Here is a 14171-nt window from a genome sequence, read left to right on the forward strand (position 1 = left end):
CTTCTATCTGTCGTTCACCGACAGCCGCATCCTGCCGAGCTACGGACTCGTCGGATGGGAGAATTACGCGAAGCTCTTTTCACTGCGCGCATGGGGCATCGCGGTCGATAATTTGCTGATCTTCGGTTCGCTCTACATCATCATCTGCTGCGTGCTCGGCCTGGCGCTGGCGATCCTGCTCGATCAGAAAATTCGCGCCGAAGGCTTCATCCGCACGATCTATCTCTATCCGATGGCGCTGTCTTTCATTGTCACCGGCACGGCGTGGAAATGGTTCCTCGATCCCGGCATCGGCCTTCAGGCCGTCATGCAGTCGTGGGGCTGGGAAAGCTTCACCTTCGAGTGGATCAAGGACCGCAACATGGCGATCTACACCATCGTCATCGCCGCCGTCTGGCAGACATCCGGTTTCGTCATGGCGATGTTCCTCGCCGGCCTGCGCGGCATCGACAACGAGGTGCTGAAGGCGGCCCAGATCGACGGTGCCTCCAACTGGGCGCTCTACCGGCGGATCGTCATTCCGCAGCTCCGCCCGGCCTTCATGTCGGCCTTCGTCGTACTCGCCCATATGGCGATCAAGTCCTACGACCTGATCATCGCCCTGACCGGCGGCGGGCCGGGCACCGCGACCGAACTGCCGGCAACCTTCATGTATTCCTACACCTTCACCCGCAACCAGATGGGCATAGGCGCGGCCTCGGCGACCATCATGCTGATGACGATTGCCGCCATCATCGTTCCCTATCTCTGGTCCGAACTGAAGGAGAAGAAATAATGGCTGTCTCCTCCAGCGACACGGCGGTCCGGACCGGCGCGGTTTCCCGCTTCGTCATCTACACGATCCTGATCGTCTTCTGCATCTACTACCTGCTGCCGCTCTACGTGATGGTTGTGAACTCGCTGAAGCCTTTGGACGAAATCCGGGGCGGCGGCATGCTGTCGTTGCCGCAAACCTGGACGCTGGCCCCCTGGGGCAGCGCCTGGTCGACCGCGCAGATCGGCGTCGAACCAACGGGCCTCAAGCCCTATTTCCTCAATTCAATCCTGATGGTGGTTCCCGCCGTCGCGATCTCGACCCTGCTCGGAGCCTTGAACGGCTATGTGTTGACCAAATGGCGTTTCCGGGGCGACACCATCGTCTTCGGCCTGATGCTGTTCGGCTGCTTCATCCCGTTCCAGATGGTCCTCATCCCGATGGCCCGCATGCTCGGCCTCATGGGACTGGCGGGCACCGTGCCCGGGCTGATCTTCGTGCACCTGGTCTACGGCATCGGCTTCTCGACGCTCTATTTCCGCAACTACTACGCCCAGTTTCCGACGGAACTGGTGCGGGCGGCCCAGATCGACGGCGCCGGTTTCTTCCGGATCTTCCAGCGCATCATGCTGCCCTCCTCCGGACCGATCGCGGTCGTCTGCGTCATCTGGCAGTTCACCAACATCTGGAACGACTTCCTGTTCGGGGCCTCCTTCGCGGATTTCGACAGCCAGCCGATGACGGTGGCGCTCAACAACCTCGTTTCCTCCTCCACAGGCGTGAAGGAATACAACGTTCACTTTGCCGGCGCGATCATGGCCGCGCTGCCGACACTGCTGGTCTATATCGTCGCCGGACGTTTCTTCGTTCGCGGCCTGATGGCCGGTTCCGTAAAAGGATAAGACAATGGGCTTTCTCGACATCAAACAGGCGACCAAGTCCTACGGCACGGTGCAGGTGCTGAAAGAAACCGACATCTCCATCGAGGAGGGCGAGTTCCTCGTCCTCGTCGGTCCGTCGGGCTGCGGCAAATCCACGCTGCTCAACATGATCGCAGGCCTGGAAGACGTGACCAGCGGCGAGATCGCCATCCGCGGCAAGCGCATGAACGACGTGCGCCCGGCGGAGCGCAACATCGCCATGGTGTTCCAGTCCTATGCACTCTACCCGAACATGAATGTCGCCGAGAACATGGCCTTCGGTCTGGAAATGCACGGCGTGCCAAAGCCCAAGCGCGAAGAGGCGGTGCGCAATGTCGCCGAACTCCTGCAGATCACCCAGCTTCTGAAGCGCAAGCCCGGGCAGCTTTCCGGCGGCCAACGCCAGCGCGTTGCCATGGGCCGGGCGCTGGTGCGCGAGCCGGACGTGTTCCTCTTCGACGAGCCACTGTCGAACCTCGACGCAAAACTGCGCGTCGACATGCGCACCGAAATCAAGAAGCTGCACCAGAAGCTCGGCACCACCATCGTCTATGTGACCCACGATCAGATCGAGGCGCTGACGCTGTCGACCCGCATCGCGGTGATGTTCGGCGGCTATGTCCAGCAGCTCGGCACGCCCAAGGAGATCTACGACAACCCGGCCAACATGTTCGTGGCCGGTTTCATGGGCTCACCGTCGATGAACCTCTTTCCCGCGAAACTGACGGCGGAAGGTGGCACACCGCAGGCGGAATTTGCCCTCAAGGACGGCCGCACGGGCATCCTGCCCCTCGCCGATCCGGCGATGGCCCGGCACGCCGGGCGGGACGTTATCCTGGGCATCCGGCCGGAAGCTATCACCGACCCGGACGGTGCGGACCGCAACAGCAAGGCGATCCACCAGCTCGAGGCGCAGGTGGAGGTGACCGAACCCGCCGGATCCGACACCTTTGTCGTGGCGGAGTTCGGCGGCAAGGAAATCACCGGCCGCTTCCGCGCCGACGTGTCCGTGCATCCCGGCACGAACCACACATTTGCAGTCAACATGGAAAAGGCGGTTCTTTTCGATCCGTCGACCGAAGAACGCGTCAGATAGGCCGGAGCAGGAATGCGGTTAGGAATAGACTGGGGCGGAACCAAAATGGAAATCATCGCCTTGTCCGAACAGGGCGAGGTGCTGTTCCGCAAGCGTGTTCCAACGCCGAAAGACGATTACGAAGGTTGCCTGGCCGCTGTTGCCGGTCTTGTGGAAGCTGCTGAAGCGGACACCGGAAAAACCGGCACGCTCGGTGTCGGCATTCCGGGATCCCTGTCTCCCGCGACCGGTCTGGTGAAAAATTCGAATGCGGTCTGGCTGAACGGCAAACCGCTCGACCGGGATCTTCAGGCAAGACTCGGCCGTCCTGTCCGTATCCAGAATGACGCCAACTGTTTCGCCGTTTCCGAGGCAACCGACGGCGCGGGCGCCGGCAAGGCCGTCGTGCATGCCATCATCATCGGCACCGGCTGCGGCTCGGGGATTGCCCTGGGTGGCCGGGCCCATTCCGGGGCCAACGGCATTGCCGGGGAATGGGGCGCGATTACCGTGCCCTGGCTGACCCCTGAAGAATTTCCGGGGCCGGACTGCTGGATCGGCCACAAGGGTGCCATCGAATACTGGTGCTCGGGCACCGGTTTTCAGGCGGATTACGAAAAGAAGACCGGCACTGCCCTGAGCGGCCGGGAGATTATCGCCCTGAAACGCAAGGGCGATCCCGCCGCCACGGACATCTACCGCGCCTATGTCAGCCGATTGGGCCGCGCGCTTGCCATGTCTGCCAACCTGCTCGACCCGGACGTCCTGGTTCTGGGCGGCGGCATGTCCAACATCGACGAACTCTACGAAGACCTGCCTGCCGCCATGGCCCCCTTCATCTTCTCCGACAGCTACGACACACCGATCCGAAAGGCCTTTCACGGCGACAGTTCCGGTGTGCGCGGCGCTGCATGGCTCTGGGGTGCGGGAGAAAGCTGACCGGTCACCGCCAGCGGCTACGGCTTGATCACCCCTTTCTTGAGCAGGATGTTGCCGTAAAGCCGGGTCTCACCCGTCTGCAGGATGACGAAGGCCTTGCGGCCGCGTTCATAAAACGCGTGCCGCTCGAGACCCGCAATCATCACCGGATTGTCAGCAACTTCATTGACGATCTCCTGAAAGGCGGCCACCACCGGCGGGATCTCGGACGGGTTGCCGACCACCTCCATGGTCAGCGCCGGATCCGGCACGAAGCTGTCCAGCGGCAGAACCTGCAACACCGCCTTAAGGGCCGCCGTCGCGGTGATGCCATCGAGGCGCACGACCCGCTGACCGTTGCTGTGGGCCGGAAAATTGGCATCCGCGATGACGATATCATCGCCGTGCCCCATGGCCCTGAGGGAATGCAGAAGGTCGGGTGAAAGCAGGGGGTTCAGGCCGCGGAGCATGTGGTTTCCTTTGGCATGGGGGCGTCCTCGCGGACGAGGCCGCTGGCGCTGAGATCGGACCAGAAGCCTGCCGGAATGGGTGTGTTCAGGACGGTCAGATTCGATTCCACTTCCCGCGCGTTGACGGCCCCCGGAATGACGGTTTTCACGCAAGGATGGCCGAGTACGAATTGCAGCGCGGCGGCGATCAGCGGTACGGAATGCGCTTCGCAGATGCCCTCGATCCTGCGGACCCGTTCCAGGATTTCCGGCGGCGCATCCGCGTAATTGTATTTGGCACCCGGCACCGCCCCGGTCGCCAGAATGCCGGAATTGTAAGGGCCACCCAGAATGATGCCGACATCACGGGCCTCGCAAAGCGGCAGGAAACTTTCCAGCGCCTCCTGTTCCAGAAGCGTGTATCGGCCCGCCAGCAGGAAACAGTCGAAGTCCGCCAGCCCGAGCAGCTTTTCACAGACCTGCCATTCATTGACCCCGGCCCCGATAGCCGAGATTTCGCCGGCGTCCTTCAGTTCGCTCAAGGCCCGGTAGCCACCTTCATCGAAGAGTTCCCGCACCCGTGCGTCGCTGGCCTCCTGGGAGCCCTGCGAAAAGACGCAGACATCATGCACGAACAGAATGTCGGCATTCTCGACCTGAAGCCGCTCCTTGCTGGCCTCATAGCTGCGCATGACACCGTCATAGCTGTAGTCGAAGACGATCCGCTTCTGCGGAACGTCGACAAAGGCTTCCGGCGTGACTTCATCGGGTTCACAATCGAGCAGCAACCGGCCGATCTTCGTCGACAGCTTGATCGTATCGCGGCCGAACCGCTTGATGGCTTCTCCAAAGCGGACTTCTGACCGGCCGAGACCATATTGCGGTGCCGTGTCGAAATAGCGGATACCGTGATCGTAGGCCGCCTGAAGGGCAGCCTGCGCGTCTTCTTCCGAAACCTTGCGGTAAAGGTTCCCGAGCGGCGCGCCACCGAAACCCATTTCCGTCAGCTCGATTCTGGTTGCCGTGCGGCCGTTGAGAAGCCGCGTTCCAAGTGCAGTCATTCAATTTTCCTTGAGTGTTTTTGGACCGGCCCTGCCGCATTTTCTGCGGTCCAGGCCGGGTCGATGGGGCTTGAGTTTCAATCGAAAAGTTCCGGCCGGCTGTCGGCGAGAGTCTCCAGACGCGTCACCAGTTCGCTGAGGTGAAGCTGCATGGCCGTGCGCGCCTTTTCCGGATCACGGTCCCGGATGGCCGCGATGATGGCCACATGTTCCTTGTAGGATTCGATCGACCGCCCGCGCATCGGCAACACAAGGTGCCGGGCGCGGGTCACCGGGACCCAGCCGGTGGCCGCCAGCGCGTTCAGCTTCGGAAAACCGGTGAAGGCAAAAATGAGCTCGTGCATGCGCTCGTCCTCCCGGTAGAACCCGGCTTCGTCGTGATCCTCCAGACACAAGGCCTGCATCCGCAGTGTACGGGTGAGTTCGGCGAGTTGCTCCTCGGTCCGGTCGGTGGCGACCTTTGCCACGGCGGCAAGTTCTATCGCCTCGCGCAGGAAGGCCGCTTCGCGGATGTCCGGCATGGAGAACTTTGTCACGCGGGAGCCGGATTGGGGAACCACCTCGACCAGCCCCTCCCCCGCCAGCCGCGTGATCGCCTCGGTGACGGGTGACCGCGACACGCCGAGCTGCTCGCAAATCACCTGTTTCTTCAACATCGTACCGGGTGGCAGATCCATGGCGAGGATTGCCGCCCGCAAGGATTCGTAGACACGCTGCGCCAGGGAACCGGACATCCTTCCGATGTCCGGCAGAGTGATTTCCCGGTGATCCTGCTCGTCCGTCAGGGACATGATGCTCTCATTCTGCATACTAACATGTTAGTTGACACAGTTATCCTGTCAAGATAATCGTCAAGGAAAGATCGGCCCTGCCATCGGGCCGGACCAGGAGAAAAATCGTGCCACAGCCCCATGCCAATTCCATCCTATTGAACAGTGAAGACAACATCGTCGTCGCACTTCAGGACATCACGGCGGGCGGAACCGCAGCCTTTGTCGACGTGCCGCTTCCTGGCGATATCCTGCGTGGCCACAAGATTGCCCGCAGACCGATTGCAGCCGGCGAAAACGTGATCCGCTACGGCCAGATCATCGGCGAGGCGAAATGCGACATCAGGACCGGGGAACATGTCCATGTTCATAACCTCGGCATGGGCGCCCACAGTCAGGACTACCGGCACGCGAGCGCCAATGCCCCGCTGGCCCCGATCACCGAAGAGCGCACCTTCCTCGGCTACCGGCGCCCCACCGGCAAGGCCGGAACACGCAACTACATCGGTATCCTGACCTCGGTGAACTGTTCCGGTTCGGTCGCCAGGTTCATCGCGGAAGCGGCCGAAAAATCAGGTCTCCTCGACGATTACCCGAATGTCGATGGCATTGTCCCGATTGTGCATGGCACCGGCTGTGGCATGTCCGGCAAGGATGAAGGTTATGCCACCTTGTTCCGCACCCTTTCCGGTTATGCCCAGCATCCGAATTTCGCGGCGATCCTGCTGATCGGCCTCGGCTGCGAGGTCATGCAGGTCGCCGACCTCGTCGGCGGACGCAAGATTCGTTCGGATGGCGACTTGCGCTACATGACCATCCAGCAGACGGGCGGCACCCGCAGGACCATCGAGGCGGGCCTGAAGGAACTGAAAGAGCTTGCCGAACTTGCCAACAAGGCCGAGCGCACGCCCGTTCCCGTTTCCGAAATCACCGTCGGCATGCAGTGCGGCGGTTCAGACGGTTATTCCGGCATCACCGCCAATCCGGCGCTCGGCATCGCCTCGGATCTTCTGGTCCGTCACGGCGGCACGACCATCCTGTCGGAAACTTCGGAAATCTACGGCGCTGAGCATCTCCTGACCCGCCGGGCCGTTTCCGTCGAGGTCGGCGAAAAGCTGATCGAACGTGTACGCTGGTGGGAAGACTATACCGCCCGCAACGGCGGCGAGATGGACAACAACCCCTCACCCGGCAACAAGCGCGGCGGTCTCACCACCATTCTGGAAAAATCCCTCGGCGCGGCAGCCAAGGGAGGGTCCTCGCCGCTGACGGATGTCTACAAGTTCGGAGAGATCGTCGACAAGAAGGGCTTCGTTTTCATGGACAGCCCCGGCTTCGACCCCTGCTCGGTGACCGGGCAGATTGCTTCCGGTTCGAATATCATCGTCTTCACCACGGGGCGCGGGTCCGTCTCCGGTTACATGCCGACCCCCTGCATCAAGCTGGCCACCAATAGCGAGATGTACGGTCGAATGTCCGAAGACATGGACATCAACTGCGGTGACGTTATCACCGATAATGTCAGCCTTGAGGACAAGGGCCGCGAGATCTTCGAAATGATCATACGCGTGGCCTCCGGCGAGAAGCCGAAGAGCGAACAACTCGGTTTCGGCGGGGTCGAATTCGTGCCCTGGCAGATCGGCGCGGTGATGTAAACCGGACAAATGATTTCAATATTGCGCGGATATCGGGAGGTTTTCAGTGCGTTTGAAGGATAAGACCATACTCGTTTCGGCCGCGGGTCAGGGCATTGGCCGCGCCAGTGCGATCGCCTGCGCCCTGGAAGGCGCGAAGGTCATCGCCGCCGACATCAACGAGACGACGCTTGCCTCACTGGCCGAAGAACATCCGGACATCCAGACAAGAAATCTCGATGTCTGCGACCGGACAGCGATTGATGCGCTGGCGGCAGAGCTGCCTCCCCTCGACGGTCTGTTCAACTGCGCCGGCTTTGTCCATCACGGCACGGTTCTGGACATCAGCGAAGAGGATTGGGCCTTCAGCTTCGACCTCAACGTCACGTCAATGTACCGCATGACCCAGGCCTTCCTGCCCGCCATGCGCGAACGCGCCAGGACGAGCGGCACAGCCTCGATCCTCAACATGTCGTCAATGGCCTCCTCCATCAAGGGCTTCCCCCTGCGCACGCTCTACGGCGCCACAAAGGCGGCCGTGATCGGCCTGACAAAAGGCATTGCCGCAGATTTCGTGGCCGAAGGTATCCGCTGCAACGCACTTTGCCCCGGCACGGTCGATACGCCGTCCTTGCGCGGCCGTATTGCCGCCGCGCCCGATCCGGCAGAAGCGGAAAGGAACTTCATCGCCCGCCAGCCCATGGGCCGGCTGGCGACCGTCGACGACCTGACACCCATGGTCGTCTACCTGCTGTCGGACGAAAGCCGGTTCGTTTCCGGTCAGGCCCTGCTGGTCGACGGAGGCGTCACCATCTAGGGTACGGAAAATCAGGCATCGACGATCCGAAAACCATCGCTGTATTGTAGCGACCGACAACACTTCAAGATCGAACTGCCCGGCCGCACTTCCGGCGGGGCCCAACACCTTAAGGAAAGTCCTTCATGAAATTGCTGAGATTTGGCGCTCCGGGACAGGAAAAGCCCGGTGTTCTGGACGCAAACAACCGTGTCCGCGATCTTTCCGGTGTCGTTCCGGACATTTCCGGCGACGCCCTTTTGCCGGAAAGCCTCCAGCGCCTGCAGGGCCTCGACATCACGAGCCTGCCGGTTGTCGAAGGGACGCCGCAAGAAGACCTGCGCGTCGGTCCCTGTGTCGGCAACATCGGCAAGTTCATCTGCATCGGGCTCAACTATGCGGACCACGCGGCGGAATCCGGCCTGGATGTTCCGCCCGAACCCGTCGTCTTCAACAAGTGGACCTCTGCGATCATCGGCCCGGATGACGAGGTGAGGATCCCGCGCGGTTCTGAGAAGACCGACTGGGAAGTCGAGCTCGGCGTGGTGATCGGCAAAGGCGGTGCCTACATCGAGGAAGCCGATGCACTCTCCCATGTTGCGGGTTTCTGCGTCATCAACGACGTCTCCGAACGCGAATTCCAGATCGAACGCTCTGGCACCTGGGACAAGGGCAAGGGCTGCGACACCTTCGGCCCGATCGGCCCCTGGCTCGTCACGCCGGACGAGGTCGGCGATTTCGACAATCTGGCCATGTGGCTGGAAGTCGACGGCAAGCGCTACCAGAACGGCTCCACCAGCACGATGGTCTATCGGGTGCCGTTCCTGATCTCCTATCTCAGCCGCTTCATGAGCTTGCAGCCGGGTGACGTGATCTCCACCGGCACGCCTCCGGGCGTCGGCATGGGCCAGAAACCACCGGTCTACCTCAAGGGCGGCGAAGTCATGACCCTCGGCATCGAAAAACTCGGCAGCCAGACCCAGAAGGTGGGACGGGCGTAGGAGCAGAAACAAACACTGCTCAAACACAATGGCGGGCTTGAAAATTAGCCCGTCATTTAGTGCCGCAGAGCGTCAACCACGATCACTCTCCAGCCCCCCCGCCGGGCCTCTCAACACGATTTTCCTCATCCTGAGGAGGACAGCAAGGTCCGTCTCGAAGGATGGGCGGCACACACCTGAGCAAGCGGCCCATCCTTCGAGACAGCGCTGCGCGCTTCCTCAGGATGAGGGTGAGTTTGAAGTTGGGCTTCCGGAAAGAAACCTCTGGAATTGAGGCAAGCGGGACAAATTCATGTGCTTCAGAAACTCACCCCTTCCCCCGGTAACTCTGCTCCAGTTCGATCAGCTTCTGCTTGCGCCAGAGGCCGCCGCCGTAGCCGGTGAGCGAGCCGTCGACGCCGATCACCCGGTGGCAGGGCACGATGAGGGCGAGCTGGTTGGCGCCGTTGGCACGGGCGACGGCACGGACCGCCTGCGGCCGGCCGATGGCTTCGGCGACTTCGGAATAGCTGCGGGTTTCGCCCGCCGGGATGGTCAGGAGTTCGCGCCAGACATCGCGTGTGAAGGCCGAGCCGTGCAGGGCCAGCTTCGTCTCGAAAGCCGCACCTTTGCCGGCAAAGAACCGGTCGAGTTCCGCCTGGATCTGCTCCGTGACCTCCGTCCGCCCGAAGCCGATTTCGCCCTTGGCATAGGACTGCAGTTTCCGGAATTCAGCCGGAAAGGCTTTCCGGTCGAGAAATTCCAGCAGATGCAGCCGGGTCCTGTCGGCGACCGCGATCATCGGACCGAGAGGCGATGCAACCCAGTCGGCAAAGAGCAAGGGCTTGGCCGAAAACGCACCCGGAGCCTGCCCGAGGATCTTCGCAAAGGCCTCCCGGAACGCGCTTGGAGACTCGAACCCTGCGGTAATCTGCGCGTCGATCACCTTGCCGCCCCCGGCCAGCGTCGAGAACCCTTCCTGCAGACGCCTTTGGCGGGCCATTTCCAGAAAAGTCATGCCGAAATGGCGCTTGAAGGCACGGCGGACGGTGGAAGGATCGAAGCCCATGCGCTTAAGATCCGGTTCGCCCCAGCGGTATCCGGGCCGCTTTTCCAGCGCCTCGATCAGGGGCCCCACCACCGGGTCGGCACTTGCCTCCGGCGTCGTCGGCCGGCACCGCTTGCAGGGCCGGAAGCCGGCCTCGATGCATTCGGCAACCGTTTCATGGAAGGTGCAGTTTTCCGGCTTAGGATTGCGCGCGGGACAGGTCAGCCGGCAGAAGATGCCGGTGGAGGAAACACAGACGAAGGCCCGCCCGTCATAGGAAGGGTCCCGCGCCACAAGCGCTTCATAGAGCGTATCGAAATCGGGTCGGATCATCAGCATGGCTCGAGACTAGATCGTCTCACATTTCCGTGCAGCCGGAAATCGGGCGTTTATTAATAACGGATCAGCAAGAAGCAACCGAACTTCAGACGCAGCCAACAAACGTTTGTCATTCAGCTCCCCCAGCCACAGGTGTCACCCCGGCCAGGCGCAGCGCGGAGCCGGGGCCTACTCGCCTTGCCACTTGCCAAGGCTTCTACTGGAGGCGAGGAAGCGCTGCAGAAAGATTCCACGTCTCTGCAAACGAGTGGACCCCGGATCTCCCGATGGTCGTCCGGGGTGACAGCGGAGGAAAGCCGCTACCGCGTCAAATCAGCATCACGACGCCAAGCAAGCCAAAGGCCGCCTCAGCGATACACCTGCGCCTCGCCCGGGAAGCTGCGGTCCTTGACCTCGTCGGAATAGGCCTTCACCGCCGCCTCGATCTGGCCGCCGAGGTTGCCGTAGACCTTGACGAATTTCGGCGGTGTCGGGTTGAGGCCGAGCATGTCTTCCAGCACCAGGATCTGGCCGTCGCATTCCTTCGAAGCGCCGATGCCGATGGTCGGAATGGCGATCTGCTTGGTGATCCTGGCCGCCAGCGGCTCCACCATGCCTTCCAGGACGAGAGAAAAGGCACCGGCCTCGGCGACCGCGCGGGCGTCTTCCTCGTGGATCGCCCAGCTGTCCTCGTCGCGCCCTTGCGTCTTGAAGCCGCCCATGACGTTCACCGATTGCGGCGTCAGGCCGATATGGGCCATCACCGGAATGCCGCGCTCGGTGAGGAAACGGATGGTCTCGGCCATGCGCGCCCCGCCTTCCAGCTTCACCGCGCCGCACTGGGTTTCCTTCATCACCCGGGCCGCATTGCGGAAGGCGATGGACGGACTTTCCTCATAAGTGCCGAACGGCATGTCGACAACGACAAGCGCCCTCTGGGTACCGCGCACCACAGCCTTGCCGTGCATGATCATCAGTTCCAGCGACACGCCGACGGTGGATTCCATGCCGTGCATCACCATGCCGAGACTGTCGCCGACAAGGATGAAATCCGCGTATTTGTCGACAATCGCCGCCGTGTGGGCGTGATAGGAAGTGAGCGATACGATCGGATCGCCGCCCTTGCGCGCCGTGATCTGCGGAGCGGTGATGCGGCGAACGGGTTTCTGGGTGCTCATGCGGCGTCCTTTCGAAGGGGCTTGAGACAGAATTCAGTCAGCGGGCGCAACGACGCGCTGGTCGATGAGAAGAACCGTACCGAAGCGGACGGCAAGCAGCACGACCGCCGGGCGGTCGAGTGGGCCAGTGAGTTCTTCCAGCGTTTCCGCGTCGCGGATATCGACGCTCTTGACCTCGCCCGTCGTTGCTTCGGCCAGAACCGAGCGGATCGCCGCGTCCAGCTTTGAAATCTCCGGGCGGGAAGCTGCCAGCTCTTCCGCTTTTGCCAGCGACCGGCTGAGCAGGACCGCCTCGGCCCGCTGCTGTGTATCGAGGCGCACGTTGCGGGACGACATGGCCAGCCCGTCGGCCTCGCGAACGGTCGGGTGCGGCACGATCTCCAGGGGCATGTCGAGATCCCGGACCATCTGTTTGATCAGGGTGAGCTGCTGGTAGTCCTTCTCGCCGAAGACGGCAAAATCAGGCGTGACGATGTTGAAGAGCTTGGTGACGACAGTAGAGACACCCCGGAAGTGCCCCGGACGCAGAGCGCCCTGCAGGATGCCGGACAGGCCCGGCACTTCCACATAGGTATCGCCACCGACGCCGTACATTTCGTCGACACTGGGCAGGAACACCGCATCGACGCCCTCGGCTTCCAGCAGCGCCAGATCGCGCGCTTCGTCCCGGGGGTAAGTGGCAAGATCCTCGTTGGGGCCGAACTGGGTCGGGTTCACGAAGATGGTGGCGACTACCCGGTCGGCTTTCTCGCGCGCCAGACGGACAAGACCGAGATGCCCTTCGTGGAGATAGCCCATGGTCGGCACGACACCGACGCTCTCACCCTGGCGCTTCCACGCCCGCACGGTTTCCCGCACATCCGCCTTGGTCCGGCAGATCTTCATTTTTATGTCCTCCCTGGCCCGGCTCTGAAGCAGGCCCCGCTTTTCGCAGGTGCAACATAAGCGGAGAGGAAGGGAAGGTCCAGTAGTCCGAGGAGGGAGGGGGATTTTAGGGACTTCCGTTGCTTGGCGCCCTCATGGCGAGTTATTGCTCCCAGCCCGGAGCCGAAGTTCGTAGCTTCTCGATCCGAAGCCACCGATCAACTTAACTCGGTATCTACCATCAGTTTATTGCGACTGATCGGTATAGGTCCGCCACCGCGTCCGACTCAAGGTCTACGTCTTCTAGAGCGAGTGTCTCACCCGCCGTGATGGCGCGCTTTAGTCGAACGTTGTGAGCCAAACCAATCGGCAAAGCGTTCCCGGCTTTGGCCAAGGGCAGTGCCTTGCCCCAGACCATAAAGCCTCCTTCTCCATCCAGGATCTCTCCGGCTTTCAGATCTCGCTTGGCAACGGAAGCCACAGTTCCCCGCATTTCGTGAGACGTACCGGTGGGCTCATTGCGCAGTGCGCAGCTTAGGACGGAAATGGATAGTTCCAGACCAATGAGATGGAAGGGCTTGTACATTGCGGCGAATCGACCAGTGGGGTCGGTCGGCAACCCGTATTGCCGGAAACAGGCGGCGGCGTAGTCATTTGGTGCTTCAAGAACGACATAGACCCCCCAGCGCAAGTCGCGGAAAACAGGTCGCCCGTCGCGTTCGAGGGATGAGACCGTCTCGACCATGCCGCGCGCTTCCAGCATTCCACCGCACTCACGTGGACGCAGCACGTAGGCCAGATCGTCCACACCGCAAGGAGGGAAGGAGAGCCCTTGTGCAGGAACGTTCAGTCCACACGCATTTGCAATTGCGACCATCTCTATTGCGCTCTTGGTCCCGTCAAGGAACGAGTTGAACATTTGCGGGTTCATGCCGGCTTTGGCAGCTTCCTCTGTGGTCAGTCCATAATGCTCCCAGACATTCTCAGGCGTAACCGAATGATAGGCGGGTAGGTATTTCGTGCCCTTGCCAGCCGCTGCGACGCGGAATCCTGCCGCTCGGGCCCAGTCCACCATCTCGGCGACGAGCGCCGGCTGGTCACCGTAGGCCAAAGAATAACAGGCGCCGTTCGATGCAGCTTCGCGAGCCAGAATGGGGCCTGCCAGAACATCCGCCTCAACTGTGACCATGACCACATGTTTTCCAGCGGCAATGGCCGCGCGAGCATTGGCGATCCCGGCGCGGGGATTACCGGTTGCCTCGATCAACACATCCACGTCATCGCGTATCGCCAATTCCGATGCGTCTTCGAGGAACGCGGTCGCGGCGATCCGCTCCTCCTCCCAGCCGACCGTTCTGCAGGCAGACCTCGCCTTTTCGAGATCGAGGTCAGCGATGGCAGAAACC

The 14171-nt window shown here is 61.8% G+C and carries 14 protein-coding genes; 7 read left to right on the top strand and 7 right to left on the bottom strand.

Features of this window, described 5'->3' with window-relative positions; translation table 11 throughout:
• The first annotated feature begins 7 nt into the window (after positions 1-7).
• Genes ACQY7U_RS17120 through ACQY7U_RS17135 form a run of 4 tightly spaced genes read left to right on the top strand, consistent with a single transcriptional unit; the run spans position 8 to position 3688 of the window.
• Entirely contained in the window at positions 8-775 is a 768-nt protein-coding gene (locus ACQY7U_RS17120) for a carbohydrate ABC transporter permease (RefSeq protein ID WP_428646877.1), read from the top strand.
• Positions 775-1656 carry a carbohydrate ABC transporter permease gene (locus ACQY7U_RS17125; protein WP_428646841.1) on the top strand — a complete coding sequence of 294 codons (882 nt, stop codon included), beginning with the start codon at positions 775-777 and terminating at the stop codon, positions 1654-1656. The genes ACQY7U_RS17120 and ACQY7U_RS17125 overlap by 1 nt, the downstream gene beginning before the upstream one ends.
• Before the next feature lie 4 nt (positions 1657-1660).
• Entirely contained in the window at positions 1661-2770 is a 1110-nt protein-coding gene (locus ACQY7U_RS17130; protein ID WP_428646844.1) for an ABC transporter ATP-binding protein, read from the top strand.
• Between the two features lie 12 nt (positions 2771-2782).
• Positions 2783-3688: an ROK family protein gene (locus ACQY7U_RS17135; RefSeq protein WP_428646847.1), complete on the top strand. Its 906-nt coding sequence runs from the start codon at positions 2783-2785 to the stop codon at positions 3686-3688.
• 17 nt (positions 3689-3705) lie between these two features.
• On the opposite strand, the gene ACQY7U_RS17140 is transcribed toward ACQY7U_RS17135, so the two are convergent.
• The 3 genes from ACQY7U_RS17140 to ACQY7U_RS17150 all read right to left on the bottom strand — a co-directional run bounded on the left by ACQY7U_RS17140 (position 3706) and on the right by ACQY7U_RS17150 (position 5968).
• Positions 3706-4137: an RbsD/FucU family protein gene (locus ACQY7U_RS17140; protein WP_428646850.1), complete on the bottom strand. Its 432-nt coding sequence runs from the start codon at positions 4135-4137 to the stop codon at positions 3706-3708.
• Positions 4122-5177, bottom strand: coding sequence for an aldo/keto reductase (locus ACQY7U_RS17145; RefSeq protein WP_428646852.1), 1056 nt, complete (start codon positions 5175-5177; stop codon positions 4122-4124). The genes ACQY7U_RS17140 and ACQY7U_RS17145 overlap by 16 nt, the downstream gene beginning before the upstream one ends.
• 77 nt (positions 5178-5254) lie before the next feature.
• Complete coding sequence (locus ACQY7U_RS17150) at positions 5255-5968, bottom strand: GntR family transcriptional regulator (protein WP_428646855.1); 714 nt, start codon at positions 5966-5968, stop codon at positions 5255-5257.
• A 107-nt stretch (positions 5969-6075) separates the two neighbouring features.
• On the opposite strand from ACQY7U_RS17150, the gene ACQY7U_RS17155 reads away from it, so the two are divergent.
• The 3 genes from ACQY7U_RS17155 to ACQY7U_RS17165 all read left to right on the top strand — a co-directional run bounded on the left by ACQY7U_RS17155 (position 6076) and on the right by ACQY7U_RS17165 (position 9378).
• On the top strand, positions 6076-7602 hold the full coding sequence (locus tag ACQY7U_RS17155; protein ID WP_428646858.1) for a UxaA family hydrolase: 1527 nt from the start codon (positions 6076-6078) through the stop codon (positions 7600-7602).
• 46 nt (positions 7603-7648) lie between these two features.
• On the top strand, positions 7649-8398 hold the full coding sequence (locus tag ACQY7U_RS17160; protein WP_428646861.1) for an SDR family oxidoreductase: 750 nt from the start codon (positions 7649-7651) through the stop codon (positions 8396-8398).
• A gap of 125 nt (positions 8399-8523) precedes the next feature.
• Entirely contained in the window at positions 8524-9378 is an 855-nt protein-coding gene (locus ACQY7U_RS17165) for a fumarylacetoacetate hydrolase family protein (protein ID WP_428646864.1), read from the top strand.
• Positions 9379-9685: 307 nt separating this feature from the next.
• Here ACQY7U_RS17165 and ACQY7U_RS17170 read toward each other — a convergent pair whose 3' ends face one another.
• From ACQY7U_RS17170 to ACQY7U_RS17185, 4 genes are all read right to left on the bottom strand, one after another.
• A complete protein-coding gene (locus ACQY7U_RS17170; protein ID WP_428646867.1) occupies positions 9686-10744 on the bottom strand; it encodes a bifunctional transcriptional activator/DNA repair enzyme AdaA in 1059 nt (352 codons plus the stop codon).
• A 347-nt stretch (positions 10745-11091) separates the two neighbouring features.
• The gene (gene panB, locus ACQY7U_RS17175) at positions 11092-11901 is read right to left on the bottom strand and encodes a 3-methyl-2-oxobutanoate hydroxymethyltransferase (RefSeq protein ID WP_428646870.1); all 810 of its coding nucleotides are present in this window, start codon (positions 11899-11901) and stop codon (positions 11092-11094) included.
• Between the two features lie 33 nt (positions 11902-11934).
• The gene (gene panC, locus ACQY7U_RS17180) at positions 11935-12786 is read right to left on the bottom strand and encodes a pantoate--beta-alanine ligase (protein ID WP_428646872.1); all 852 of its coding nucleotides are present in this window, start codon (positions 12784-12786) and stop codon (positions 11935-11937) included.
• Positions 12787-13006: 220 nt separating this feature from the next.
• The coding region (locus ACQY7U_RS17185; RefSeq protein WP_428646874.1) for an NAD(P)H-dependent oxidoreductase at positions 13007-14171 on the bottom strand (1165 nt) is incomplete at its 5' end.

This window comes from Roseibium sp., assembly GCF_050301095.1.
GTDB lineage: Bacteria > Pseudomonadota > Alphaproteobacteria > Rhizobiales > Stappiaceae > Roseibium.